Below are 20304 nucleotides of genomic sequence, written 5' to 3'. Positions count from 1 at the left end.
CATGGCGGCCAAGGGCATCAGCAACTCGCGAACCCCCTATAAATGCACGCAGGGCCAGACCTCGCGCATCGTCAATTCCGGCAAGACCGGCGCGGCTCCCCGCGTTGTCCCCAAGCCCGACGCCGCATCGTTGCGCAGAGTTGCCGAGGGCTCCATCGGCCGCGACCTGGCGCCGACGACCGGCCGCAAAACCGGCTTGCCGGCTGACCTCACGCCCGCCGCCGTCCAGGCCCGCAAAGAAGGACAGAGCCAGTGATCACCGCCGAAGCAACCCTCCGCTCGCCCGCCGGTTTCTTGCTCGCGATCCAGGCGAAGGCCGCGCGCCTTGGTTGGGATCATGCGCAACTCTTGGCCCGCGCGAACGTCTCCCCCGAGGAATGGACGGCCCTCGAAGAGGCTCTATCCGCAGCGAGCGGCGAGACGTGGCGTCGGTTGAGCAATGCCGTGAAAAGCCAGGCGTGCCTCAGCGTGCAGACCAGCAAAGTTATCGAAGACGCGACCGGCTGTGCGACCGATGCGAGCTACGGCTCCGAATGGTCGAGCCACTTCGGCGACCACGGCTGACACCATGTCAGAGGACCGCGACGAGCCCCGCCAGCAGACAGAGCCCGCCAGCTCTTGGGCCCCAGGCGAGCGCGTTGTCCCGCTGCATTCGGTTCCGCCCCCAACCGCTGATGAAATCTGGCGACGGCATCTTGAGGACAATCTTCGCCGCCGCGATGAGCAACCAAAACCGCCGCCGAGACCGCGCGGCATCCAACGAAGAGTTTGAACGGAGAAGAAACATGGCAAACGAACGCGGCTTTGGACGATTTGCGAATGGCGAGACGCGGGTTTACGCGTCGATAAACTCGCCGCTCGGCATCCTCCAGGCAATTCTCGATGTTGCCGATTTCCACGGCAAGTCGGTGGATCAGCGCGACGTTCTCGCGTTGGAGGAACAGCTCGGGCAGATCGACGAGAAGCTTTTCAGGCGCGTCTTGAACGGCGTCGATTTTCACCCGACGCAGCTCGTCCTAATCGAGGCATTCGAGCAGGTTCCGGCCCGCAGCACAATGCAGCCGCGCGACGTTGGTTCGCAGTTCGGCGCGGTCGCGTAACGCAGAGGGCGGCGCGATGACCGGAATTACAGTCTTTTCCTTGACCGTCTCGCCGCCGCCCGAGGGCATTGATCGTTTGCACCGCGTGCTCCTGACGCATGGCCGCATCCGCGATTGCATGGGCGAAATCGCCTATCACTATTTCGTCAAAGCCAGAGGCGACACAACCGCTGGCGTGTTGGCGGACATCGTGAACGCTGCGCTCCCCGACAATAAATTTTTCATCGCGCAGCTCCATCACGAACGCTTGGCCGGCTTTATCAGCGATGAGACAGTCGCATGGTTGAAAGCGGACGCGCCGCCGCCCCGCAGCGCGGATCACCAGCCAGACGCCGACGCGATCGCGCGCCTGCCACTATTGGCCGGCCTGCGATACGCCGCCCGCATGCGCCGCCGTTCCGAGCGGCTGATGCAATGCCAAATCGAAGGACACGCCTGACATGGGAGCCGCCGCACCTTTCCTCTCGCTTGCCGCCACCGGCTTGGGCGCCATGGGAAGCATTTCCGCCGGCAACACCGCTGCGGCAAACGCGCGACAGGCCGGACAAGACCAGTGGATGAGCGCCTTCTACAGCTCGGAGCAAGCGCAGTTGGCAAGCCAAGTTGGCATGCTCAGGGCGCAGCAAACCGACGCCTTCATGAGAAGGCAGCAAGAGGGCGTGAGGGCGAACCTCGACGCGGTTCTTGCGTTGAATAACGCTTCTGACCGAAGCCCAAGTTCATGGGCTGTTCGCTCGCGCTACGAGGCGCTTTCCGATGAGGCGCGCACTACCGCCGTCAGTAATATCCGAATGGATGCCGCTGCGAAGAGAAATGCCGCCGCTTTGTATGCGATGAGCGGCCAACGCGCGATGAGTTTGGCCGACGCGAACGCGAACAACCTGCAAATGAATGGAATACTCGGCGCGGCCGGTGGGCTGTTGAAAGCGATCGCGCCAAACCGACCAGGCGACCCCTATAGCAATGGCTTTGCTGGTTTCTATTTTTGACTTGCCTCGCGCCTGTCCCTCCGCTGGCTTGCCAGTGTAAAATAAATACGCGGACCGACACCAAAGCATCGCGGAAAGACCCCGTGGCGAGGGGATTTTATCCTCTCCGGGCGAGCAAGGCATTGAAAGACATCGACAAAGTAATGATGTAAAAAAAATACCGACGACGTAGATTTTCTACTGCAAAAACAGAGGCTTGCGCTGTTTACAAGCTGGCTGATTAGTGCATATTTATTGCTGTGGCCGATTTGTAATAGGCCGCGCAGAACTAATTAAGCAGAGGGATTTTTCAAATGGTCACCAAGAACTTGCAACGCGCGATCGACAAGCATCGCAAAGCCTTCAACGGCTTTTTCAATCACCCGAACATCGACACTATGCCAGGTGAAGATGCGAGAAAGCTTTGCTGGGCGGAAGAAACCGCCGCCCGCAGGATTGCGACAATGAAGCTCGCAAACGACGCGGACTTTATGCATGCGCTTCGATACCTGACCCTTCGTGCGCGCAAGATTTGGGGCGACCCGGACAACGGTTTCGATCTCAGCGACGTCGCCGTGCTGATCGAGCAATATTTCGGACTTTCCGACGAAGAGGCGGACCAGGTTTTTGGCGGTGCGCGAGAGGCGGCGCGCGACGCGGAGCAGATCGCCGCTTGAGAAACGAAAGGCCGGCCCCTGGCGGAGGCCGGCCGCTCTTCCGTTGGTCGCACAGCAACGATTTAAGCTGCGAAGCTTTTCAGGCGCAGTTCCTTGATCCTGATTTCAGCAACGGTTGGCGAGACATGAAACGCCTTGGCAAGTAGCTCAGGCGTATCGGCTCCAGCCTTCCATTTCTCGTCCACAAGCGGGGCAGGCATGAGAATAGACGCGGCGTAGCTATTAGCTTGCCGCTCAACTGCATCGCCTCTGTCGCTGCGATATAACGCGCTGTCCACTATTCCGTCTCCGATCAGGTGACGGTGCAAAATGTAATGGGCGATTTCATGGGCAAGCGTGAAGCGTTTACGCGTTTCGCTATGACGGGCGTTTATTGTAATCAGGTATCCGCCATCAAGGTCCCGTTCGATCTTTCCAGATGCATCGCCAATATTCGCGTCAATCACGCGCAGCCCGAGCGTTTTCGCCAACCCGGAGACGTTTACCGGGGCCGACTGAGTGTATTCACTGATCGCGTTGAGGCTAGCCCGCATTGCCGTCATCCTTCGCCGCGCCGGCTCCATATCCCTGGTCCTTACCGTATCTTCTATCCAGCTCTTCGGCTACCAGCCTGGGGCCATGTTCTTGCAGATACGATCGAGCTTCCTTTTGCGCGATCTTTTTAGCCGCCCTTGCCGCCGCTTTGGCGGCTTCTTTTGAGATTTGGGAGTAACCCCAGATCGCTGCAATGCCGATGAACACGGCGAGGACGGTGATGATTACTCCTAGAGCTGCGAGCATCGCAGCAAAGTAATCTGCTTGGCTCCAGCCGCTCATACCTTAGCGCCGCTCCCCTTCCGTAACCGAACCCCGGGCCCCTCGCCGTTCTCCTCGACAAAGATCACGCCGGCTTGCTCCAGCGTCGAGCGGACGATCGCCTGATTTGCCGCCGTCATCGCAATAGCCCCGTCGACATTCTCTGCCCTGCGGAGCGTAGCAATCCCTACCTTCGTCTTCTGCGCCAGCTCCTCGGCACTCCAGCGTAGCAGTGCTCTAGCCGCTCTGAGCTGCGCCCCGGTGATTGCTTTCAGATCATTTGATTGCATATTGACGATGTTCCGTATCAGATGATACGATTCATATCACAGGATGCGTAACCCATCAATCCAAACCAACGCCGGGACACCGCTTCCCGGCGAACGCCGGAGCTCGTCCGATGGACTGGAAAACCGCCGCCACCCTTCTCGCCGTCGCGCCTTTCCTGGCGCTGGCCATCGCCTTTCTTGCGGTCGAAACAGCCGCGATCTTCGAGGCGCTGACAGCCGGGCCGCGCGCCGCCGCCTGTGGACAAGCCGAGAGAGGCGAACCAGCGCCGCCGGCCGCGTGACAGATTATCGAACGCGCGGGGATAGGCAGGCCAGCCAACAAGCGGGAAAGCATCGCCCGTTTCCCCGCGTTCCATTCGATGCTCGCGGATGCTCGCGATGAACGAAGACGAATGGCTGGCCGAATGCGCGCGGCGCATAAATTCCGTCGCCGGCTTGGCTCCAGACACCGAAACCATTCTCGGCGTCCTGCTAATGGACGATCAGATATGGCGTAGATTTGAGAAAATTCTCGAACCGCCAGCGGAGCCAGTGAAGCCGCGCGGCCGCCCTCCGAAGATTTCCAGATGGAGACTGCGCGCCCTCAGAAAGGCTTACCAGGGATGGGCATCCGCCGATCCGCGCCGGAGAGCGAAGAGCAAGACCGACCAAGCCGGCTGCTTCATGAGACACCTGGCAGGCAAATTCGAGTGGGCGACGACCCGCTCGAGTAGAGGGGAGCCGGTCCCCGTGCAGACGAAATCCTTCGCCGCAGTCCTTCTGGAGGCGGAGAGGCAGGATCAATCCGAGCGCATGCGCATGATGATCCGCCTCGCGGCGCAGCTCGGGAAAAAGCCTCACGCGGCGCGCCGGCCAGGGGAGCTCGTGGCCGAGTACCTCGCCAGGGAGGAGCTTTTGAAGCTCTGGAGGAGCCGCGAGAAATAATTGCCGAGAAATTCGCCGCCTCGTTTTTCTCGGCAGTCTCTCAGGCTTCAATCCGGTCCACGAGAAACCGCATGAGTTGAGGCCATGGAGACAATTATCAACCACAGCGACATCCGGCCGGCCAGGGGGCGGCGCCAGCAGCCCGTAAGGTTCTCCCCGCTGGAGCGCCTGCACAACGGCGGCGCGCTCACGATCGACGAGACGTGCGCTTTGAAGAATGTCAGCCGCTCGAAGTTTTTCTTGGACCGCAAGGCCGGCCTCGTCGAGACGCAGGGCGGCCGCGTCCTCAACCCCTCGGCCCGCAAGTATCTCGGCCTCGACTAACAAAAAACCCCGCTAACGCGGGGTTTGTGGGCCGTGGCAACGGCGCTCGTTTTTAGGCAACAACGATGAACTACTCGCTCTTTGAAGCCGCGTCCAGTGACGCGCCACGCACCGCGCCGAGCCGTATCGTGGACCGCGCGACGAACTATGTCCGACTGGAGAAAAATAGCCGTAAAGGCTTCTTCGATCTTCATTTGACCTGCGGCATGGTCATTCGCCGCTGCGTCCACCACGACCAAGGGCACGGTCCGAAAGTTCAGTTGCCGGCCAGGGAGTATATCGACCCGAACGGCGCGATTAGGCCGGCTTACATATTCTCGTGGGCCGACGACGAGACGAAACAGCGATTCAATGCCGAGGCCCGCCAGGCGCTCCTCGAGCTTCTCGGAGTGCGCCAATGACGCCCGCCACCGTCGCCGCTCGCGACATCCACGGAAGGGGCTGGAAACCCCTTCCCCTCGAGGCCAAATCGAAGCGCCCGCTGGCCAGCGATTGGGTCAACTACACCCTCAACCCCGCGAATATCGAGACCGAGTTCGCGGGGGGAAAGAATGTCGGCGTGATCCTCGGCGCCCGCAGCGGCGGGCTCATCGACATCGACCTGGATTGCAGCGAGGCGGTTGAGCTCAGCCACCTCCTGCCCGCGACCAAATCGAAATTCGGGCGTCCGAGCCGTGGCGTCTCCCACTTCCTGTACCGCGTCACGGGCGACACCGGCACCAAAAAATTTGCGGACCCGGTGCGGCAGCACATGGCGAGCGCCGATCGCGCCTACCGCGAAAAGGCGATGATCCTCGAAATTCGCGGCGACGGTTGCCAGACCATGGCGCCCGGCTCGATCCATCCCGACAACGAGCCGGTCGAGTGGTACGAGAACGGCGAGCCGGCGGCGATCACCCGCGAGGAGCTCGAACGCGCCGTTCTCAATCTCGTTGAGGCAGTCCTTGTCGCGCGTCACGGCGAAAACGCTTACGAGTTCGACATCGTGAAGCAGTGGCGCATCGACATCGACCGCTTGCGGTCGAAGCTGTCTGAGCGGGCGATGGCGAAGCCGCCTGCCACGCCGGCAGGCGAGCGCAAGGCGTGGGGCGAGGCCGCGCTTGCGGATGAATGTCAGGCCGTGCGCGGGACTGGGGAGGGCGGCCGCAACGACCAGCTCAATGTGTCAGCCTTTCGCATCGGGCAGATCATCGCCGGGGGCCACATAGGGGAGCGCGACGCGCAGGAAGCCCTTTTGGCCGCCGCGCTCGATTGCGGCCTGCCCCGCAAGGAGGCGCTCGCCACCGTCCGCTCTGGCCTCAAGAGCGGCGCGCAGAGCCCGCGCGGGCCGGAGCCGAGGGCGAATAGCCTGCCAGAGGGGCGGGCGGTTTCCGCGTTCCAGGTCATCGAGCCGGAGAAGGCCGAGGCCCGCGACTGGCCGGCCATCGTTCCGATTACTGGCGCGCTCCTCCCCGTCGAGCCGTTCAACCCTGAAACGATGCTCCCGCCGGCCTGGCGCGGCCACCTCGTGGACGCCGCCGAGCGCAGCCAGCTCCCCCTCGATTTCTTCGCCGTCTCGGCAATGGTTTCTTTCGGCTCCCTTGCCGGCGCACGCATCCGCGTCCGGCCGAAATCTCAGGACACTGAATGGGCCATGCCGGCCAATCTTTGGGGCGCCCTCATCGGTCGCCCTTCGGTCGGAAAATCGCCGCCCATGGCGACGGCGCTCGCGCCGATCAAAGAGCTCGAGGCCGAAGCCAGGAAGGTCAACGAAGAAGAGAAGAAACAGAAGGCGGCGGCCGACCGGGCGCTTAAAATCAAGCGCCAGGCGATCGAGGCGGCGGCGAAAAAGGCTCTAGAAAAAGCCAAGACGGACGAGGAGCGGCAGAAGGCCGAGAGGATGCTGGACGAGCTGCCCGCCGAGGCGGAAGCCGATCCGGTCGCCATGCGGTTTCTCACGAACCAGCCAACGGTTGAGAAAGTCGGCGCGCTTCTCAACGAAAACCCGCACGGGCTTTTGCTCAACCGCGATGAACTGAGCGGCTTCCTTGCGCAGGTTTCGGGCGATGAAGGCCAGGCGGCGCGCGCGTTCTATCTGGAGAGTTTCAACGGCACGGAAAGCTACTGCCACGACACAATCTCGCGAGGCAGCCTTTACATCGAAAGTACATGCCTTTCGATCCTTGGAGGCATCCAGCCAAGTATCTTGCAAAAGCTCGTTCGTGGCGCGCGCAGCGGCGAGCAAGATGACGGATTAATCCAACGCTTTCAGCTCGCGGTCTATCCCGACGTTTCGGAGACGTGGCGATATATCGACCGGCCGCCCGACGCGCGCGCACGGAGCGATTACTTCAAATCGTTCCGCGACCTCTATGAATACCGGAAGGGCATTCAGGAGCGGATTTATTTCAGCTTCTCTCCGAAGGCGCAGGAAGCGTTTCGCGCTTGGCTTTCCGATCATGTTCCAGAAGTCCGCAGCGGTAAATTTTCAAGCACGCTGGAGAGCCATCTCGCGAAGGCCCCGAATGCCGTCGCCGCAATCGCTCTGCTGTATCAACTCGCGGACGGCGACCGATCCAAGGGCCTGATTGAAGAGCCGGCCATGGCTTGCGCGCTGGCATGGGCGAAATATCTGCGCTCGCACGCCGCGCGCATCTATGATTGTGGCGATGCGGCGATTGCCATCGCGGCCAAGACGCTCCTCGACCGGCGCGCGCAGCTTCCTCCTCGCTTCACCGCGAACCAGGTCGCCGGGAAGGACTGGGGGAATGGGCTCAATGACCGTGAGACGGTCGCCCGGGCCCTCGACCTGCTCGACCGCAAGGGCTACGTGCGCGGCGAGCGATCGAGGATTTGCGACGCCGGCGGCCGGCCCACGATCTACTTTCAGTGGAACCCCGCCCTTGAGACCGAGAAATGAGCCAGAGCGCCTTCGATATGGCTCTGGCTCGGGAGCGCGCCCGATGGGAAAGCGAAAAAGCAGCAGCGGCGGCGCCGCCCGCCGAACCCGCCACCTTATTCGACATCGAAGCCCTTGAGGAAAGGGCGCGCGAGCGAAACGCCGTTGCGAGAGCAGCGCACATCACCAACCGATTTTGCCGGTGTGGCCAGCTCGCACAGGTCGCCTTCACCGTCGATCACAAAGAAAACTGGGTGTGCGACGAATGCCGCGCGCCGTGGCAGCAGGAGAGAAAAACCATGTCGTTCACAGGAACCCTCTCGGGTTACGTTTTCCGTGATCCAGAGACGCGCACCGCCAAGAGCGGAAAAGATTATGCCATCGTCACTGTCAAAGACCGGAACGGCGAGCGCAACGACTTCTGGCGCTGCATGATTTTCGGAGACGCGATCGCAGCGGCCATGGAGCTTCGCGACGGCGAATTTTGCGAAGTGACGGGCGAGCCGAAGTTTGAACTCTACACCGACAAGGAAGGCAAACCCCGCATCGGGCTCAGCCTCTTGTCCCGTGAGATCGCGCGCGCGGAGCCCCAGCAGAAACGCCAGGCGCGAGAAGACGCGCCACGGCCCCCCGCTGGCCAGCCCGCCGATTGGAGAGCGCGCCAGGGGCGGCAGCGCACGCTTGAGGAAATGGCGGCGAACGGGGGCGACAGGCACATGCCTGCCCGCGGCCACGCGGGCTTAGACGATGACATCCCGTTTTAAGGCCAGCCAGTCGGTTGCCTTTCGCCCCGGCCAGGTCCGCCTCGCCGGGGTTTTTCGTAATTGGAGGGTTTCGGGGGTTTTGAGGGGCGGCCCCCCGGCCATTTTCTTTGAAATTCAGCCAGCCAGTGGGGTGCGCGACAGGGTTTCGGGGGTTTTGAGGGCTACCCACTCCCCCGTTTTCCCTGAAATTCATCCGCCCTCCGAGAGCGTTTCCATCCCGGTTTTAGGGGTTTCAGGGGGCCAGGGGGTAGCCGTTTTTTCCAAAATTCGAGAGGAGCGAGTCACCATGCGAACCGCATACGGACCCCACCCCGAGAAGCGCCGCATCCTGCGCGCGATCAAAAAAGGCGAGCTGACCATTCCGCAGGCCGCGCGGCGGTTCGAGCTGCCCATCGGCGGCGTTGTCACCATGATGCGCGCGGCAGGACTGCCCATCCCGCCGGAATACGAGCGGCCCCGCCGCGAGCGCAGCGGAGAGCCTCTATCGCGCGCGGCCCTGGGCCAGTGGAGGCGCGGGGAGTGACCGACCTCGACACAATCGACCTTACCCGCGCCAGAGCATTCGCGCGCGCCCGGAGATGGATCGTCTGCCCGAAGCCATTCTCATGGCGCATCCTGGCGGACGGCGAGCGCATCGACATTTGGGACCATGAGCCAGAGTTGCCGCCCCATTGCTCGAGGCCCGTCTTCTTCCGCCGGCACGATGGCCGCGTGACAGCCATCCTCGCGCAGCGTGTTAGGCCAGACGATCACGCCGCATGTCAGGATTTTGCCCAGGCGCATGGTCTCACCGTCGAGACGCCCGAGGAATGGCCGGGCGCCGTTCTGTGGACGCGTTGCCCCATCGCGATCAGGCGCGAGGAAGCCGCCAGGACGGAAGCGCGATGGCGCGAGATGGGGCGAGAAGCGCTGCGGAGGACACTTTAATCGGCGTCGCCCTGTAATGAGGTCCCACGGGAAGGCGAATACGCGATAGGCTCAACAGGAAGCCTACAATCTCAGTGCAAAGTCGACCTGGTACGCTAACGCAATTGCAAAAAAAACCAGACAGGAAGAAATCCTCCATGAAGATGAGAATCTTTTTCGCCGCTTGTTTAATCCCGATTTTAATTACAGAGAAGGCGGTAGGCGGCACCACTGGGAATGATCTTTTGCAGTCATGTATCGATTTTGTAGAGCAGAAAAACAATAGCGGGTTTTTCAACCAAGGCGTCTGCGCCGGTGCTGTTAATACAACTTTGATACTCTCCGAGATAATTTTGCAAAGAAGAAGTTGCCCACCGAACGGCGTAACAACAGCCCAAGCCGTAAGAGTAGTCATAGCCTACATGCAGCGTCACCCAGAGGGTCTGCACAATGATATTGCGGCTATCGCAATCGTTGCTCTCGCCGAGGCGTGGCCCTGCGCTAATCGCCAGCAATAAATTTTTCGTGCCCATGGGAATATTCAGGGGCCAAATTTTTTGGAGCCGGGCGTAAAAGCGACTTTCAGGCCAATAGTCCGGAATGTTTTCGGGCCACAGAATTTCGGGAGAGGGGCCGGGTGTTTCGGCGGGGGAGGCGTTGTGGAGATCGTGATAGCCTTGTGCTGCCGGCTCCGCTTGCTTGTGCGGGATATTTCACGGGTTATAAAAGCGCGGGTTACTGTTTTTCTCTGAGAACGAGCAATGTTTCAGGACGGTCGGAAGGCGCTCGCCGCCGCTATCGTGTTTGCAGTCGTCGTCTTCGGGTGGATGTTTCGCTACGAAGAGATCAGTGGTGGCTGGCATCATCGGAATCGCTTTACGGGGGTTTGGTGCCCCATTTCCCAAGACTGCTGGTTTAAGAGCGGCATCCAAGATTAGCCGCAACGCGCTACCAGCGAATCGGAGCCGAACCTCCGCGCGGGTGAAATTCCGAAGAACGCCAGAAGATCGAACTACAGACAGGCCGCCTGGAAACATCCAAGCGGCCAAAATGTTTTCAGCCAGCCAAATCTCCGAGACACCCAAAAAATTTAGAGAGGGGTCATTCCTGTCCGATCCTGGACCATAGGAACCCGATCGCCATTTTTCCCCTGGGTGGCATGGGGGTGGGGGTCTCGCGGCAGGAGGGCGCGACCATCCGACAGCCGTGGCCGCGACCGCACGGGCTGGCGTCAGCGCGTGGGGCGATCGAGCCGCTCCCAAGAAGCCAGTTCGATGACGGCCGGTGGTTCTTCGCGAGGCGCAGGGAGAGCGGCGAAGACGCGGTCGCTGGGCGGGCACAGGATCGGAAGACGAGAGATCGGACACCACGCGATGCTGGAGCAACGCCACGTGACCGGCGGAACCCAGGCATCGTCAGCGACGGCGATCAGCTTCATACCTAGAGCGCCGAGCATCGAGGGCATCGACATATCGCCCATTCTCTTTTTTCCACAAAACAGGGTCGAGCTATAGCCCGACTGCAAGCCCGCCGCGTCATCGAGCGCTAAGTTGGTGATGTTCAACTCCCGCCTGCGCAGATCGCAGGCTCCCGCTATTTCGGAAGGGCTCTCGACAATGGCGACGATATTCATGGAAGGCTCCGGTGTTGCTTCACCGGCGCGGACTGTAACCGAGCGCAAACGGTGTGGAAAGCGGTGTGGTTTATGCCATTGCCCGCCGGTATCTTATTGGTTTTCATGCAGGCATGATCGGAAGCCTGATCCGCTCATTTGGCTGACGCGCCCCCCGCGCAGACTTCAATCGGGCGGCGCGGGCGGGTCACAAAAACCGTCCAAGTGGAATGCGGTTCGGCGCAAGAAAGCGCGTCAAGACAAGGAGCGGGAGGCCCGGTCCGACGCACTCGGATCGAAAATGGCGCTCGTCGGCGATCCACCATTCCCGGCGATCGCCTGCCTCCGTGCGGGTGGGGCGGGCATCTGTCTTGATTGACGATCGGCAGCCTAAAAGATCGCGTCGCGGGTGATGTAATTTGAAATGGCCCAGCGGCGTTGAACTAAGAAGACCGGGCAAGGTGGACCCCGTGGGTGATATTCGCGCTTACCTCTTGGCATATATGAACGCCGTCGAGCTCTGCTCGGCGAGCGCGTACAGCGATTGGCGACAAGGGGCCCTCAAGGGGCCCTAACGCCTCGGATCGTGCAAAAGACGGAAATTCCGGCATTGGAGCCGGAAATAAGAAAACCGGCCGGATCTTTCGATCCGGCCGGCTTTTTATTCAGCGATCGCAGTTCGCTTAGGGCATGTCGCCGGCGACGAACTTCGGAATCACCGGGCCGCCGATTTCAGCCGCAAAGCGCTTGCCATCCGGCGTGAAGAAGAACAGCAGGCCGCCGATCTGGCTGTCGGTGTCGTAAGCCAGGTCAGACAGACGCTCGATGTCCCAACGCGCGTCCTGGATCTTCACAACGATCTCCTTCGACTCGCCGGGCGCGATCGTGTCGTCGTTCGACAGGCCGCGGTCAGCAAGCAGGTAGTCCGGGAAGTCAGGCTTCGAGGTGAACACCGACGGGTTCAGGAAGCGCAGGCCAGCGGCGGTATATTCGCCGAGGCGCACCGGCTGAGACGTGCCGTTCTTCACCTTCACGTTGATCGTCAGCTCACGGCCCGGAACCTTGTAGACGCCGCCGTTCAGCTCGGTCGTCACCTGCTCCTTGCCGACGCCAGCCGTGCCTTCCGTCTCGATCGGCGTCAGAGGCTTCTGCAAGCCGGCCTGAAGCGGGATCGTGCGCGGGAAGGTCGAGTTCGTCACGGCGTAGCCGACGATGGTCGCCAGGATCGTCAGAGCGAGAACAATCGCGCCAATGCGACGGTCGTCATCGCCGATCACGTCATCCGGACGGCCTTCCGCGACCTTGATGTAGGACGCGATGATGCCCTTGCGGATGAACCAGAACAGGATCCAGGCGGCGCCAACCGCCATCCACGGCAGATGCCACGCATAAACGCGGCTGATGCCGTAGTGCTCGAGGTCAACGGTCGAACCGTCGAGGAGCGTCACCGGGTCGGTGAAGTCCTTCATGTCGCCCTTGATCTCAATCCACTGGCCGGGTCCGATGATCGGGCCGCCGCCTTCAACGTTGATCTGGGCATGGACGTGCCAACGGCCAGCGCGACGGCCGCGCAGGTTGATCGAGAAGGCATAGTCCTTGCCGATCTCGAGCGAAACCGAACGCGGAGCGAACTGCTCGCCGATGAACTGCGCCGTGCGAACCAGAACCGGGCCGGGCTCGCCGGCGTTCAGGAACGAAACGCGCGGGTTGGCGACCGCCTGCGGCCACGCCGAGAAGACGTGAACCTTGCCCGACAGAACCATGTCCTCGTTGACGTTGACCGTCGTCTTCGACCACGCAACGTCATACCAGTTCAGCGTGCGCATGCGAAGGAACGCCTGCTGCGACTTCTCGCCGTGCGCCGAAGCCGGAGCGACCGCCCGAGCGTCGCCGCCACAGCAGCCGCCGCGCCAATGGCGGCGAGCTTGACTAGCTTTTTCATGAACAAACCTCCCAGGTTCCTCTTCCGGCCGGCGCCTCGCGCGCCAGCCGATTTTTTTCATCGCAGTCCGTCAGGCCAAATCGCCGATCCAACCCAAACAAAACTGCGTTTTTCCGTTTCGAGACAGGCCGCGACCCACAAGTAACCGCGGCCCAGCCCGCATCAGATGGTGTCGATCACCTTGGTCGTGGAATACCAGCGACCCATGAACCACCACAGGAAATACACCATCATCGAGACGAAGCCCGAGAAGAACGCCGCAACCGGCACAACGTCCTTACCGAACGTGCGCAGCGTGCCGCGCTCGACCATGCGGATGTATTCCGGCATCGACGTGCGGACGTAGTGGAGGCCGATCAGGTCAGCAAGCGTCATCAGCTGACCATGCTGCTCGGTCGCCTGGTGGAAAGCGGCAATCGCCGGCCAGTTGTTCGGATAGAACAGCAGACCCCAGCCCAGCGAACCGACAACCGCCGTGATCACATAGGAGCCCGACAGCAGCAGGATCACGTCAAGCCAGATCGCCGGAACGATCAGAGCAGACGGGAACACGAGGCTGATCGGGAAGTAGGTCCAGCCCCAGAAGTTGACGTAGCGGTTGATCCACTCGCCAATCAGGAGGCCCAGAGCCGCGAAAACGGCGCCGAACGGAAGGCGGAAGTTAACCCACCAGAAAGCCTGCGACGCCGCGCAGAAGGTCACGCCCAGAATCGGCACGACCGTCGGCCACATACGACGATCCTTCCAGTCGACCCAGAAGTCCCAGTCGCCCGCCGTCAGCATGAAGTGGACGTGGTAGCCGCCCAGAACGGCGAAAAACAGCAACACAAGAAGCATCCAGTCCGTCGCCTGAACGCAACCCGCCGCCTCGGCGACGGAGTTGAACGGACCAACCGCCCCCCCGCTTTTCGATTGTGACATCACTCTTCTCCTTGGTGTTTCTCGGAAGCGTCGCATCCGAGCTTTCTTTTTGTCGCGAGATCGGAACTCGCGCCCCGAACCCGCGCCCGAACCCAATGCGCCCGTAAGCGCCCCGCGTCCGGTTTTCTCTTGCGCAACGCCTGAAAACGAAGCGCCGCGAAACCTTCCCCTTACCGACCCGGCTCAACCCCGGATCGCGACACAAGAAGCCTTCCCCCGCCGCTCAGCAGCAAGTTCAAATACCGCTCATGTCAGTGGTGTAGCGAAAATCCCGCCAGGGCAATCCGCCCGCGCCTCACCGACGCGGGCGGTCTTGGTCCCGATTACTCGGTGAGGAGGGCGACGCCTTCCTTGCCGATCAGCGCATGGATGCGCATCAGGATCTGCAGCACGACGCCGAAGACGCCCAGGGCCATCCAGCCGAAGAACACGAAGCCCCAGTGAAGCGGAGCAACGAACAGCTCTTCCATGAACCAGAAGGTGTGGCCCCACTCATTCAGGCCAACGTTCGGGATGATCATGAACGGGCCGATGGCGACGATCAGGAACGCCAGCGAGTAGCCATGAGCAAAATACGGAATGCGGGTCTTCGCATAGAAGAACGCGCCAACCGCGATCACCGAATAGATCGGATAGCTCATGTAGAACTCGATGATGTGCGACGGCGTGAAGTCCGTGTCGCGAATCACCGTCATGTGCCACGTGCCGTCCTGCTCCGTGAAGAACGAAGCGCCCCAGTAAATGGCGATGCCGTAAACGACAAGCCACTGAACCAGAACAACCAGGCGGCGCATCTCTTCACGCGGCGAAACCGCGTCAACGTTGCGGTCGCGGGTCTTCCACAGATAGCCGGCAAGGCCCAGACCGGAGACGAGCTCCAGCGGAATCTCCGTCCACAGGATCGACATCCAATACGTCTGGAACTCAGGAGCAAAAGAGTCCAGGCCAGCGCGCCAGCCGTAGATCTGCTCGTAAATGCGGACGATCAGATAGAAGATGTTCAGGACCGCAAGGCCAATCCACATGCCACGCAGATCGACTACTTGTACCTCAGCAGCTGCGCCAGCAGCTGCGCTCGTCGTCGAAGCCATATTAACTCCTCCTATGTGCTCCCAGGGATATGCGCGTGACCGGTATCGCTCCGCCTCCCAGAACGGAACTGCTTCGTCCTCGTTTGTCGTAAACGTTAGGCAGGGCCCCCGTAAGGTCGCCACACGCCATACCGCCCTTTCTTGACGCGGCCTTCGAACGAACCGTCTCCAGAAAAAATTCCCGAAAGACCGAACATTCAATCCTGCCGCTTGTTGTTATCGGACGAACACCGACGTCGCCGCCTAAACAAAGCCTCCAACCCAGCCCTCCCGGACCAAACCAGAAGACCCCGTTTAGCGTGGCCCAACCATTCCCCCTCACCAACATAATGACAATATCCCTTGGTATAGCAAAACACTGTCTATCGAATAGTAATAACAGCCCCAGTGGGTGGGTTTTCGCCTACCTGAGTTCCGTCGGGAGCACGCGCGCGGCAGTTTCTTTAGACAGCGCAATATCCCTAGAATCGCCGGGTATAATTGACAATTTGGAAGTTTAGACGCGCGGTCGCGCCGCTTGCATGTTGCAATGCGGCAATACCACCATCGGGGGTAGGCGGATCAACCTTCGAACCAGGGTCTGACCCCCGCCGCATCCACCTCCCCGAGCGCCTGCGCGACAGGGACGCCGTCGAGCACGAGGTCGGGAGCGATCTCGACCAGGGGCATCAGCACGAATCCGCGCCCGAAGAGCTCCTTGTGCGGCAAGGTCAGCTCCGGGTCGTCGAGCGTGTGGTCGCCAAGGAAGAGAATGTCGACGTCGATCAGCCGCGGCCCCCAGCGGCGGGTTGGCTCCCTGCCCATGTCGGCCTCGATCGTCTTGACCGCCGCGAGCAGCTCATAGGGTGAAAGGGCCGTCTCGCCGATGGCGCAGGCGTTGGCGAAATCGCCCTGATCCAGCACGCCCCAGGGCGGAGTCCGGTAAATGCGCGAGACCGCCGTCAGCCGCGCGATCCCGCGCTCTTCCAGCAACCGCAGCGCCTCACGGATGTTCCCGGGTTTGTCCCCGATATTGCTGCCGAGCCCAAATCCCACCCGCATGGCTTACCCTTCCGCCCCGCGCAACGCCGCAAACACCTCGAACGCGGCGCGATGCTCTGCCACGTCGTGAACGCGAAAAATCTGCGCTCCCGCGCCCGCGGCCATCACATTCGCTGCGATCGTGCCAATGATTCGCCCCTCGATCCGGCCATCGGGCAAGCCCTTGAAGATCGATTTTCGTGATACGCCGATCAAAAGCGGAAAGCCGAGCTTCAGAAGCTCCGGCGTCGCCTTGAGCGCGGCGTAGTTCTGCTGGCGGCTCTTGCCGAAGCCCACGCCCGGATCGAGGGCGATATGGGCCGCGCTCACCCCGGCCCGCCGGGCGATCTCGAGGGACCGCTCGAAAAAGCGCAGCATCTCGTCGACAATGTCGACGTCTGGATCGACATCGGCGCGGTTGTGCATCACGACGACCCCGGCCCCCGCCTCGGCGATCGCCGGGGCCATGTCCGGGTCGCGCTGGAGACCCCAGACGTCGTTGACGACCGCCACGCCCACTGAGAGCGCCCGCCGCGCCGTGGCGGCCTTGTAGGTGTCGATCGAGACGGGAACCCCCGCCTCGGCGACCAGGGCGGCAAGAAGGGGCTCGAGACGCGCCCATTCCTCCTCGGCCGAAACCGGCGTGTGGCCGGGCCGGGTCGATTCGGCGCCCACGTCGACGATGTCGGCGCCTTCGGCCGCGAGCTTCTTCGCCTGGGCGAGCGCCGCCTCCCGCGCGACGAAAAGCCCGCCGTCGGAGAAGGAGTCCGGGGTGACGTTGACGATTCCCATGATGACTGGGCGCCGGGCGACGGGCGCAAAGAACCGGTCCCGGGCGGCGACGATGGCCGCCCGGTCGAAAGACGAAGGCTCAGTCATATTTTATATAGGCGAACCGCTGGTCTGTCTCCGGCGTGCCTTCGAGCGCGCCGCCCTCCTTGCCGGGGCGCCAGGCGACCACGTCCTCGATCTTTCTGGCGAGTTCGAAGTCCTTCTCGGTTATGCCCTTTGCGGTGTGCGTCATCAGCTTCACCTCGACCCAGGCATAGGAGGCGGCGATGTCTGGATGGTGCCAGGCGGCCTCGGCAAGATGGCCCACGGTGTTGACCACCATCAGCGTGCCTTTCCAGCTGTGGGTCTTGTAACGGCGGCGGATCCAGCCGTTCTCATAGCGCCAATGCGGCAGCTCGCGGCCGAGCCGCTCGACGACGTCGCTCTCCGGCAGCGCCTTTTCTTCCTTGCTCATCTCGAATCTTCCCTCCCGAGTCCCCGCCGGGGACTTCTTTCGCCCAAAGCAGATATAGCCTAAACGAATGGGAAGTCTTGCGCGATCGACGGACAGGGAGCGACATGTCGGCAAAAGTGAGCGTCACGGCGACGGCCCGGCTGCATCTCGGTTTTCTCGACATGAACGGCGGACTCGGGCGCAAATTCGGCGGGCTCGGCCTGTCTCTCGACGCCCCCGCAACGCGGCTGACCCTTTCCCCGGCTCCGCAAAACGCCGTCGAGGGGCCGGAACAGGCGCGGGCGGCGCAGCTTCTCGCCAAGGCGCAGGCCACGCTCGCGCCGGGCGCCTGCCACCGGCTCACCGTCGAAGACGCGATCCCGCCCCATTCCGGATTTGGCTCCGGCACCCAGCTGGCGCTCGCCATCGCGGCCGCCGTTCGGCGGCTTCAGGATCTGCCGCATGACGCCGCTGCCGACGCCGCGCTCATGTCGCGAGGCGCCCGGTCGGGGCTCGGCGCGGGGCTCTTCGTCAGCGGGGGACTGGTGGTCGACGGCGGTCGCGGGCCGGATACCCGGACGCCCCCGGTGATCGCCCGCGCCGAATTTCCGGAAGAGTGGCGGGTGTTGCTGGTCTGCGACCCTGCGGCGGTCGGTCTGCATGGGGCCGATGAGAAAGAGGCTTTCGTGGCGCTGCCCCCCTCGACGCCCGCCGAGAGCGGCGAGATCTGCCGGCTCGTGCTGATGCAGGCGCTCCCGGCGCTCGCCGAGCGGGCGCTCGGTCCCTTCGGCGCCGCCGTGGCGCGCATTCAGGACATCGTGGGCGACTATTTCGCGCCCCGCCAGGGCGGCCAGCGCTTCACCAGCGCCAGGGTCGAAGCGGCGATCGGCAGATTGACGCGCGAGGGCGCGACCGGCGGCGGCCAGACCTCCTGGGGTCCGACGGGCTTCGCCTTTGTAGAGAGCGACGCCGCTGCGCGCGCGATTCTCGCGCGGGTCGAGCCCGAGGCAAGGGCGGACGGGCTCGAGATTTCGATCCGCAAGGGGCTGAACCGGGGCGCGAAGATCGACGCGGTTTATGCGCGAATGGCTTGAAGACATAAGCCCGCTGGCGAGCTCATGGGGCGCTGGCGCCGGCCGGGGCGCCTAACCCCCTCCCGCATCACTTAAAAACCATTGCCAAAGCGTTGCCGTTAGGCCATCCTTGCCCCGAATCTGTGCAAGGAGCGCCTTATGTGCTGGGGTCCGGGCGTTTCCGCCACGATCGTTGGAATTGGCCTTGCCGCGACCGTCGTCACGGTCCGGCGCAAGGTCCCCGCCGCCTTCTCGGTCGCCATCGCGTGGTTCACGCTGATGGAGGCGCTCCAATTGGCCGGTTATCTGGTGATCAACCAGTGCGACAATCCGGTCAATCAGGCGATAACGCTGTTGTCCATCCTGCACATCGTATTTCAGCCCTTCTTCATCAACGCCTTTTCGCTCGAACTGGTCCCGGAGGACATCCGCCGACGCGCCCGTATTCCGGTCTATGTCCTTTGCGGGGTTTCCTCCGCGATCATGCTGTTGCAGCTCTATCCGTTCGCCTGGGCGGGAAGCTGCGAGCCGCATGTCAATATGTGCGGGTCGCCTCTTTGCACAGTGTCGGGAAACTGGCACCTCGCGTGGAACGTTCCCTATAACGGGCTCCTCGTCCACGTGGACCAGATGATCGGCATGCAATGGGGATTCCCCTCTTACATGGTCGTCTCGTTTCTCGTGCCTTTGTGCTACGGCGCCTGGCGATTCACGCTTTTCCACGCGATTTTCGGGCCTCTGCTGGCGGCGCGGCTCACCGGCAATGTGAACGAGGTGCCGGCCGTTTGGTGCCTGTTTTCGCTCGGTCTCGTGTTGATGGCCCTCAACCCGGTGTTTCGGCAGAATTTCGAATGGCGGCGGGCACGCGCGTCGAGCACGGCTTTCTAGAGGATCGGGCGTGACCCTTTCCAGCTTCGGATCCCGCATGACGAACCTCTTCCCGGCCATTCTTGCCTGCGCGCTTGTCGCGCCGACGGTTTCGAACGCCGCCGCGGCATGTGCGCCCGCGGAGCCGCCCGCCTCCTGGAGTTCAGAAAAAGAAGCCGCGCCAGCAAGCCCGCCAAACGACCCGAAATCCGTGAATCCGCTCACGCTCGTCATCTTCCGACATGCCGAAAAGCCTCTGGGAGACGATGGCGTAATGGTCGAGGATGGCAATCTGGGTCACGACGCCGAAAAACGCCTCTCGGGCCTCCCCGACAGTCTGCTGAGCCAGTTCGGTTGTCCGGATATGCTGGTGACAACCAATCCCTCGGGTAAAATGCTGAACAAGAAGACCGGGCGATATTTCAATTACGTCAGGCCGCTCGCGACGATCGCCCCGGTGTCTCGGCGCATCGACTTCCCGGTTTGGACGCCCTATGGCTACAAGGAAAGCGAGTATCTGGCGCGCGATCTCTTGAGCGACCACGCCTTTCTTCCTGATGAAAGCGGGAGACCGAAAACAATCTTCATTTCATGGGAACGCAATGCCGTCGGGAAGCTCTTCGATTATCTGAAAGACCTTGGAGGCCTCCGCTCGCTCTCCGGCGGAACTCTGACCGTCGATGGCGTTCAGACACGGTGCGAAGAGCCGAAAAAGTGGGCGCAATGCGATTTCGACTCGATCTGGCTGGTCCGGATCAAGGATGGCGCGATTTGTCTCACCGTCAAAAGCGAGGGGCTGAACTCCGAAAGTTTCCAGAGACGTTGCAAAGGCGCGGAAAGCACCACTGACAGCCAAAAACAATAGGCCCGCGCCCGTCGCGACCGGTCCCGGCGGTCTTGGCTGTTTCCGTTTCTGACTCTCGAACC

General features: G+C 62.1%; 28 protein-coding genes. 18 read left to right on the top strand and 10 right to left on the bottom strand.

Translation table 11 applies throughout. The features are described 5' to 3' along the window. The first annotated feature begins 1 nt into the window (after position 1). The 6 genes from WOC76_RS04325 to WOC76_RS04300 all read left to right on the top strand — a co-directional run bounded on the left by WOC76_RS04325 (position 2) and on the right by WOC76_RS04300 (position 2745). Positions 2 to 256, top strand: coding sequence for a hypothetical protein (locus tag WOC76_RS04325; protein ID WP_341108683.1), 255 nt, complete (start codon positions 2 to 4; stop codon positions 254 to 256). Continuing rightward, positions 253 to 564 carry a hypothetical protein gene (locus tag WOC76_RS04320; RefSeq protein WP_341108684.1) on the top strand — a complete coding sequence of 104 codons (312 nt, stop codon included), beginning with the start codon at positions 253 to 255 and terminating at the stop codon, positions 562 to 564. The genes WOC76_RS04325 and WOC76_RS04320 overlap by 4 nt, the downstream gene beginning before the upstream one ends. A 221-nt stretch (positions 565 to 785) precedes the next feature. Then, entirely contained in the window at positions 786 to 1100 is a 315-nt protein-coding gene (locus WOC76_RS04315; protein ID WP_341108685.1) for a hypothetical protein, read from the top strand. Between the two features lie 118 nt (positions 1101 to 1218). Beyond that, positions 1219 to 1539 carry a hypothetical protein gene (locus tag WOC76_RS04310; RefSeq protein ID WP_341387506.1) on the top strand — a complete coding sequence of 107 codons (321 nt, stop codon included), beginning with the start codon at positions 1219 to 1221 and terminating at the stop codon, positions 1537 to 1539. Between the two features lies 1 nt (position 1540). Continuing rightward, positions 1541 to 2089, top strand: coding sequence for a hypothetical protein (locus WOC76_RS04305; RefSeq protein WP_341108687.1), 549 nt, complete (start codon positions 1541 to 1543; stop codon positions 2087 to 2089). A 293-nt stretch (positions 2090 to 2382) separates the two neighbouring features. Continuing rightward, complete coding sequence (locus tag WOC76_RS04300) at positions 2383 to 2745, top strand: hypothetical protein (protein WP_341108688.1); 363 nt, start codon at positions 2383 to 2385, stop codon at positions 2743 to 2745. Positions 2746 to 2807: 62 nt separating this feature from the next. On the opposite strand, the gene WOC76_RS04295 is transcribed toward WOC76_RS04300, so the two are convergent. From WOC76_RS04295 to WOC76_RS04285, 3 genes are read right to left on the bottom strand one after another with little or no spacing between them, the layout of a single operon-like run. Further along, the gene (locus WOC76_RS04295; RefSeq protein WP_341108689.1) at positions 2808 to 3278 is read right to left on the bottom strand and encodes an ImmA/IrrE family metallo-endopeptidase; all 471 of its coding nucleotides are present in this window, start codon (positions 3276 to 3278) and stop codon (positions 2808 to 2810) included. Next, on the bottom strand, positions 3268 to 3561 hold the full coding sequence (locus tag WOC76_RS04290) for a hypothetical protein (RefSeq protein ID WP_341108690.1): 294 nt from the start codon (positions 3559 to 3561) through the stop codon (positions 3268 to 3270). The genes WOC76_RS04295 and WOC76_RS04290 overlap by 11 nt, the downstream gene beginning before the upstream one ends. Then, complete coding sequence (locus WOC76_RS04285; protein WP_341108691.1) at positions 3558 to 3830, bottom strand: transcriptional regulator; 273 nt, start codon at positions 3828 to 3830, stop codon at positions 3558 to 3560. The genes WOC76_RS04290 and WOC76_RS04285 overlap by 4 nt, the downstream gene beginning before the upstream one ends. A 110-nt stretch (positions 3831 to 3940) precedes the next feature. On the opposite strand from WOC76_RS04285, the gene WOC76_RS04280 reads away from it, so the two are divergent. From WOC76_RS04280 to WOC76_RS04240, 9 genes are all read left to right on the top strand, one after another. After that, the gene (locus WOC76_RS04280; protein ID WP_341108692.1) at positions 3941 to 4111 is read left to right on the top strand and encodes a hypothetical protein; all 171 of its coding nucleotides are present in this window, start codon (positions 3941 to 3943) and stop codon (positions 4109 to 4111) included. A gap of 382 nt (positions 4112 to 4493) precedes the next feature. After that, the gene (locus WOC76_RS04275) at positions 4494 to 4754 is read left to right on the top strand and encodes a hypothetical protein (RefSeq protein WP_341108693.1); all 261 of its coding nucleotides are present in this window, start codon (positions 4494 to 4496) and stop codon (positions 4752 to 4754) included. A gap of 84 nt (positions 4755 to 4838) precedes the next feature. After that, a complete protein-coding gene (locus tag WOC76_RS04270) occupies positions 4839 to 5078 on the top strand; it encodes a hypothetical protein (protein WP_341431283.1) in 240 nt (79 codons plus the stop codon). 65 nt (positions 5079 to 5143) lie between these two features. Beyond that, positions 5144 to 5479, top strand: coding sequence for a hypothetical protein (locus WOC76_RS04265; protein ID WP_341108694.1), 336 nt, complete (start codon positions 5144 to 5146; stop codon positions 5477 to 5479). Continuing rightward, positions 5476 to 7977 carry a DUF3987 domain-containing protein gene (locus WOC76_RS04260; protein WP_341431282.1) on the top strand — a complete coding sequence of 834 codons (2502 nt, stop codon included), beginning with the start codon at positions 5476 to 5478 and terminating at the stop codon, positions 7975 to 7977. Before WOC76_RS04265 ends, WOC76_RS04260 begins: the two co-directional genes overlap by 4 nt. Next, positions 7974 to 8720, top strand: a complete 747-nt coding sequence (locus WOC76_RS24220) for a single-stranded DNA-binding protein (protein WP_445928454.1) — start codon at positions 7974 to 7976, stop codon at positions 8718 to 8720. Before WOC76_RS04260 ends, WOC76_RS24220 begins: the two co-directional genes overlap by 4 nt. A gap of 286 nt (positions 8721 to 9006) precedes the next feature. Next, positions 9007 to 9243, top strand: coding sequence for a hypothetical protein (locus WOC76_RS04250; RefSeq protein WP_341108698.1), 237 nt, complete (start codon positions 9007 to 9009; stop codon positions 9241 to 9243). Beyond that, the gene (locus tag WOC76_RS04245; RefSeq protein ID WP_341108699.1) at positions 9240 to 9647 is read left to right on the top strand and encodes a hypothetical protein; all 408 of its coding nucleotides are present in this window, start codon (positions 9240 to 9242) and stop codon (positions 9645 to 9647) included. Before WOC76_RS04250 ends, WOC76_RS04245 begins: the two co-directional genes overlap by 4 nt. Positions 9648 to 9784: 137 nt before the next feature. Beyond that, positions 9785 to 10144, top strand: coding sequence for a Rap1a/Tai family immunity protein (locus WOC76_RS04240; protein WP_341108700.1), 360 nt, complete (start codon positions 9785 to 9787; stop codon positions 10142 to 10144). 713 nt (positions 10145 to 10857) lie between these two features. On the opposite strand, the gene WOC76_RS04235 is transcribed toward WOC76_RS04240, so the two are convergent. The 7 genes from WOC76_RS04235 to WOC76_RS04205 form a co-directional block, all read right to left on the bottom strand. Continuing rightward, on the bottom strand, positions 10858 to 11259 hold the full coding sequence (locus WOC76_RS04235; protein ID WP_341108701.1) for a hypothetical protein: 402 nt from the start codon (positions 11257 to 11259) through the stop codon (positions 10858 to 10860). A gap of 662 nt (positions 11260 to 11921) precedes the next feature. Next, entirely contained in the window at positions 11922 to 13064 is a 1143-nt protein-coding gene (amoB, locus tag WOC76_RS04230; RefSeq protein ID WP_445928453.1) for a bacterial ammonia monooxygenase, subunit AmoB, read from the bottom strand. Between the two features lie 278 nt (positions 13065 to 13342). Next, on the bottom strand, positions 13343 to 14101 hold the full coding sequence (amoA, locus tag WOC76_RS04225) for a bacterial ammonia monooxygenase, subunit AmoA (RefSeq protein WP_341431281.1): 759 nt from the start codon (positions 14099 to 14101) through the stop codon (positions 13343 to 13345). Between the two features lie 323 nt (positions 14102 to 14424). Further along, entirely contained in the window at positions 14425 to 15192 is a 768-nt protein-coding gene (gene amoC, locus WOC76_RS04220; RefSeq protein ID WP_341103640.1) for a bacterial ammonia monooxygenase, subunit AmoC, read from the bottom strand. Between the two features lie 561 nt (positions 15193 to 15753). Continuing rightward, positions 15754 to 16233, bottom strand: coding sequence for a 2-amino-4-hydroxy-6-hydroxymethyldihydropteridine diphosphokinase (folK, locus tag WOC76_RS04215; RefSeq protein WP_341103643.1), 480 nt, complete (start codon positions 16231 to 16233; stop codon positions 15754 to 15756). Between the two features lie 3 nt (positions 16234 to 16236). Next, a complete protein-coding gene (folP, locus tag WOC76_RS04210) occupies positions 16237 to 17091 on the bottom strand; it encodes a dihydropteroate synthase (RefSeq protein WP_341389762.1) in 855 nt (284 codons plus the stop codon). Then, positions 17084 to 17458, bottom strand: a complete 375-nt coding sequence (locus tag WOC76_RS04205; protein WP_341103644.1) for a 4a-hydroxytetrahydrobiopterin dehydratase — start codon at positions 17456 to 17458, stop codon at positions 17084 to 17086. Before WOC76_RS04205 ends, folP begins: the two co-directional genes overlap by 8 nt. Before the next feature lie 104 nt (positions 17459 to 17562). Here WOC76_RS04205 and WOC76_RS04200 point away from each other — a divergent pair, with 104 nt between their 5' ends. From WOC76_RS04200 to WOC76_RS04190, 3 genes are all read left to right on the top strand, one after another. After that, positions 17563 to 18531 (top strand): beta-ribofuranosylaminobenzene 5'-phosphate synthase family protein, encoded by a 969-nt coding sequence (locus tag WOC76_RS04200; RefSeq protein WP_341431280.1) that lies wholly within the window; start codon positions 17563 to 17565, stop codon positions 18529 to 18531. A gap of 138 nt (positions 18532 to 18669) precedes the next feature. Then, entirely contained in the window at positions 18670 to 19398 is a 729-nt protein-coding gene (locus tag WOC76_RS04195; RefSeq protein ID WP_341103649.1) for a DUF5765 domain-containing protein, read from the top strand. A 37-nt stretch (positions 19399 to 19435) separates the two neighbouring features. Continuing rightward, positions 19436 to 20242, top strand: a complete 807-nt coding sequence (locus WOC76_RS04190) for a hypothetical protein (RefSeq protein WP_341103651.1) — start codon at positions 19436 to 19438, stop codon at positions 20240 to 20242. Positions 20243 to 20304: the final 62 nt, after the last annotated feature.

It is taken from the genome of Methylocystis sp. IM3, from assembly GCF_038070105.1.
In the GTDB taxonomy this organism is placed as follows: Bacteria; Pseudomonadota; Alphaproteobacteria; order Rhizobiales; family Beijerinckiaceae; genus Methylocystis.
Note: the sequence above shows the minus strand (reverse complement) of the source record. Positions and strands in the feature narration are given on the sequence as shown.

Bases quoted from the DNA above. Each gene is read 5' to 3' on its own strand.
- WOC76_RS04315 (WP_341108685.1), top strand. From the start codon at position 786: ATGGCAAACGAACGCGGCTTTGGACGATTTGCGAATGGCGAGACGCGG.
- WOC76_RS04295 (WP_341108689.1), bottom strand. From the start codon at position 3,278: ATGCGGGCTAGCCTCAACGCGATCAGTGAATACACTCAGTCGGCCCCG.
- folK (WP_341103643.1), bottom strand. From the start codon at position 16,233: ATGCGGGTGGGATTTGGGCTCGGCAGCAATATCGGGGACAAACCCGGG.
- WOC76_RS24220 (WP_445928454.1), top strand. From the start codon at position 7,974: ATGAGCCAGAGCGCCTTCGATATGGCTCTGGCTCGGGAGCGCGCCCGA.
- WOC76_RS04200 (WP_341431280.1), top strand. From the start codon at position 17,563: ATGTCGGCAAAAGTGAGCGTCACGGCGACGGCCCGGCTGCATCTCGGT.
- WOC76_RS04305 (WP_341108687.1), top strand. From the start codon at position 1,541: ATGGGAGCCGCCGCACCTTTCCTCTCGCTTGCCGCCACCGGCTTGGGC.
- WOC76_RS04325 (WP_341108683.1), top strand. From the start codon at position 2: ATGGCGGCCAAGGGCATCAGCAACTCGCGAACCCCCTATAAATGCACG.
- WOC76_RS04190 (WP_341103651.1), top strand. From the start codon at position 19,436: ATGACGAACCTCTTCCCGGCCATTCTTGCCTGCGCGCTTGTCGCGCCG.
- WOC76_RS04310 (WP_341387506.1), top strand. From the start codon at position 1,219: ATGGGCGAAATCGCCTATCACTATTTCGTCAAAGCCAGAGGCGACACA.
- WOC76_RS04260 (WP_341431282.1), top strand. From the start codon at position 5,476: ATGACGCCCGCCACCGTCGCCGCTCGCGACATCCACGGAAGGGGCTGG.
- WOC76_RS04280 (WP_341108692.1), top strand. From the start codon at position 3,941: ATGGACTGGAAAACCGCCGCCACCCTTCTCGCCGTCGCGCCTTTCCTG.
- WOC76_RS04290 (WP_341108690.1), bottom strand. From the start codon at position 3,561: ATGAGCGGCTGGAGCCAAGCAGATTACTTTGCTGCGATGCTCGCAGCT.
- folP (WP_341389762.1), bottom strand. From the start codon at position 17,091: ATGACTGAGCCTTCGTCTTTCGACCGGGCGGCCATCGTCGCCGCCCGG.
- amoB (WP_445928453.1), bottom strand. From the start codon at position 13,064: ATGCGCACGCTGAACTGGTATGACGTTGCGTGGTCGAAGACGACGGTC.
- WOC76_RS04300 (WP_341108688.1), top strand. From the start codon at position 2,383: ATGGTCACCAAGAACTTGCAACGCGCGATCGACAAGCATCGCAAAGCC.
- WOC76_RS04275 (WP_341108693.1), top strand. From the start codon at position 4,494: ATGAGACACCTGGCAGGCAAATTCGAGTGGGCGACGACCCGCTCGAGT.
- WOC76_RS04205 (WP_341103644.1), bottom strand. From the start codon at position 17,458: ATGAGCAAGGAAGAAAAGGCGCTGCCGGAGAGCGACGTCGTCGAGCGG.
- WOC76_RS04195 (WP_341103649.1), top strand. From the start codon at position 18,670: ATGTGCTGGGGTCCGGGCGTTTCCGCCACGATCGTTGGAATTGGCCTT.
- WOC76_RS04270 (WP_341431283.1), top strand. From the start codon at position 4,839: ATGGAGACAATTATCAACCACAGCGACATCCGGCCGGCCAGGGGGCGG.
- amoA (WP_341431281.1), bottom strand. From the start codon at position 14,101: ATGTCACAATCGAAAAGCGGGGGGGCGGTTGGTCCGTTCAACTCCGTC.
- amoC (WP_341103640.1), bottom strand. From the start codon at position 15,192: ATGGCTTCGACGACGAGCGCAGCTGCTGGCGCAGCTGCTGAGGTACAA.
- WOC76_RS04265 (WP_341108694.1), top strand. From the start codon at position 5,144: ATGAACTACTCGCTCTTTGAAGCCGCGTCCAGTGACGCGCCACGCACC.
- WOC76_RS04285 (WP_341108691.1), bottom strand. From the start codon at position 3,830: ATGCAATCAAATGATCTGAAAGCAATCACCGGGGCGCAGCTCAGAGCG.
- WOC76_RS04235 (WP_341108701.1), bottom strand. From the start codon at position 11,259: ATGAATATCGTCGCCATTGTCGAGAGCCCTTCCGAAATAGCGGGAGCC.
- WOC76_RS04250 (WP_341108698.1), top strand. From the start codon at position 9,007: ATGCGAACCGCATACGGACCCCACCCCGAGAAGCGCCGCATCCTGCGC.
- WOC76_RS04240 (WP_341108700.1), top strand. From the start codon at position 9,785: ATGAAGATGAGAATCTTTTTCGCCGCTTGTTTAATCCCGATTTTAATT.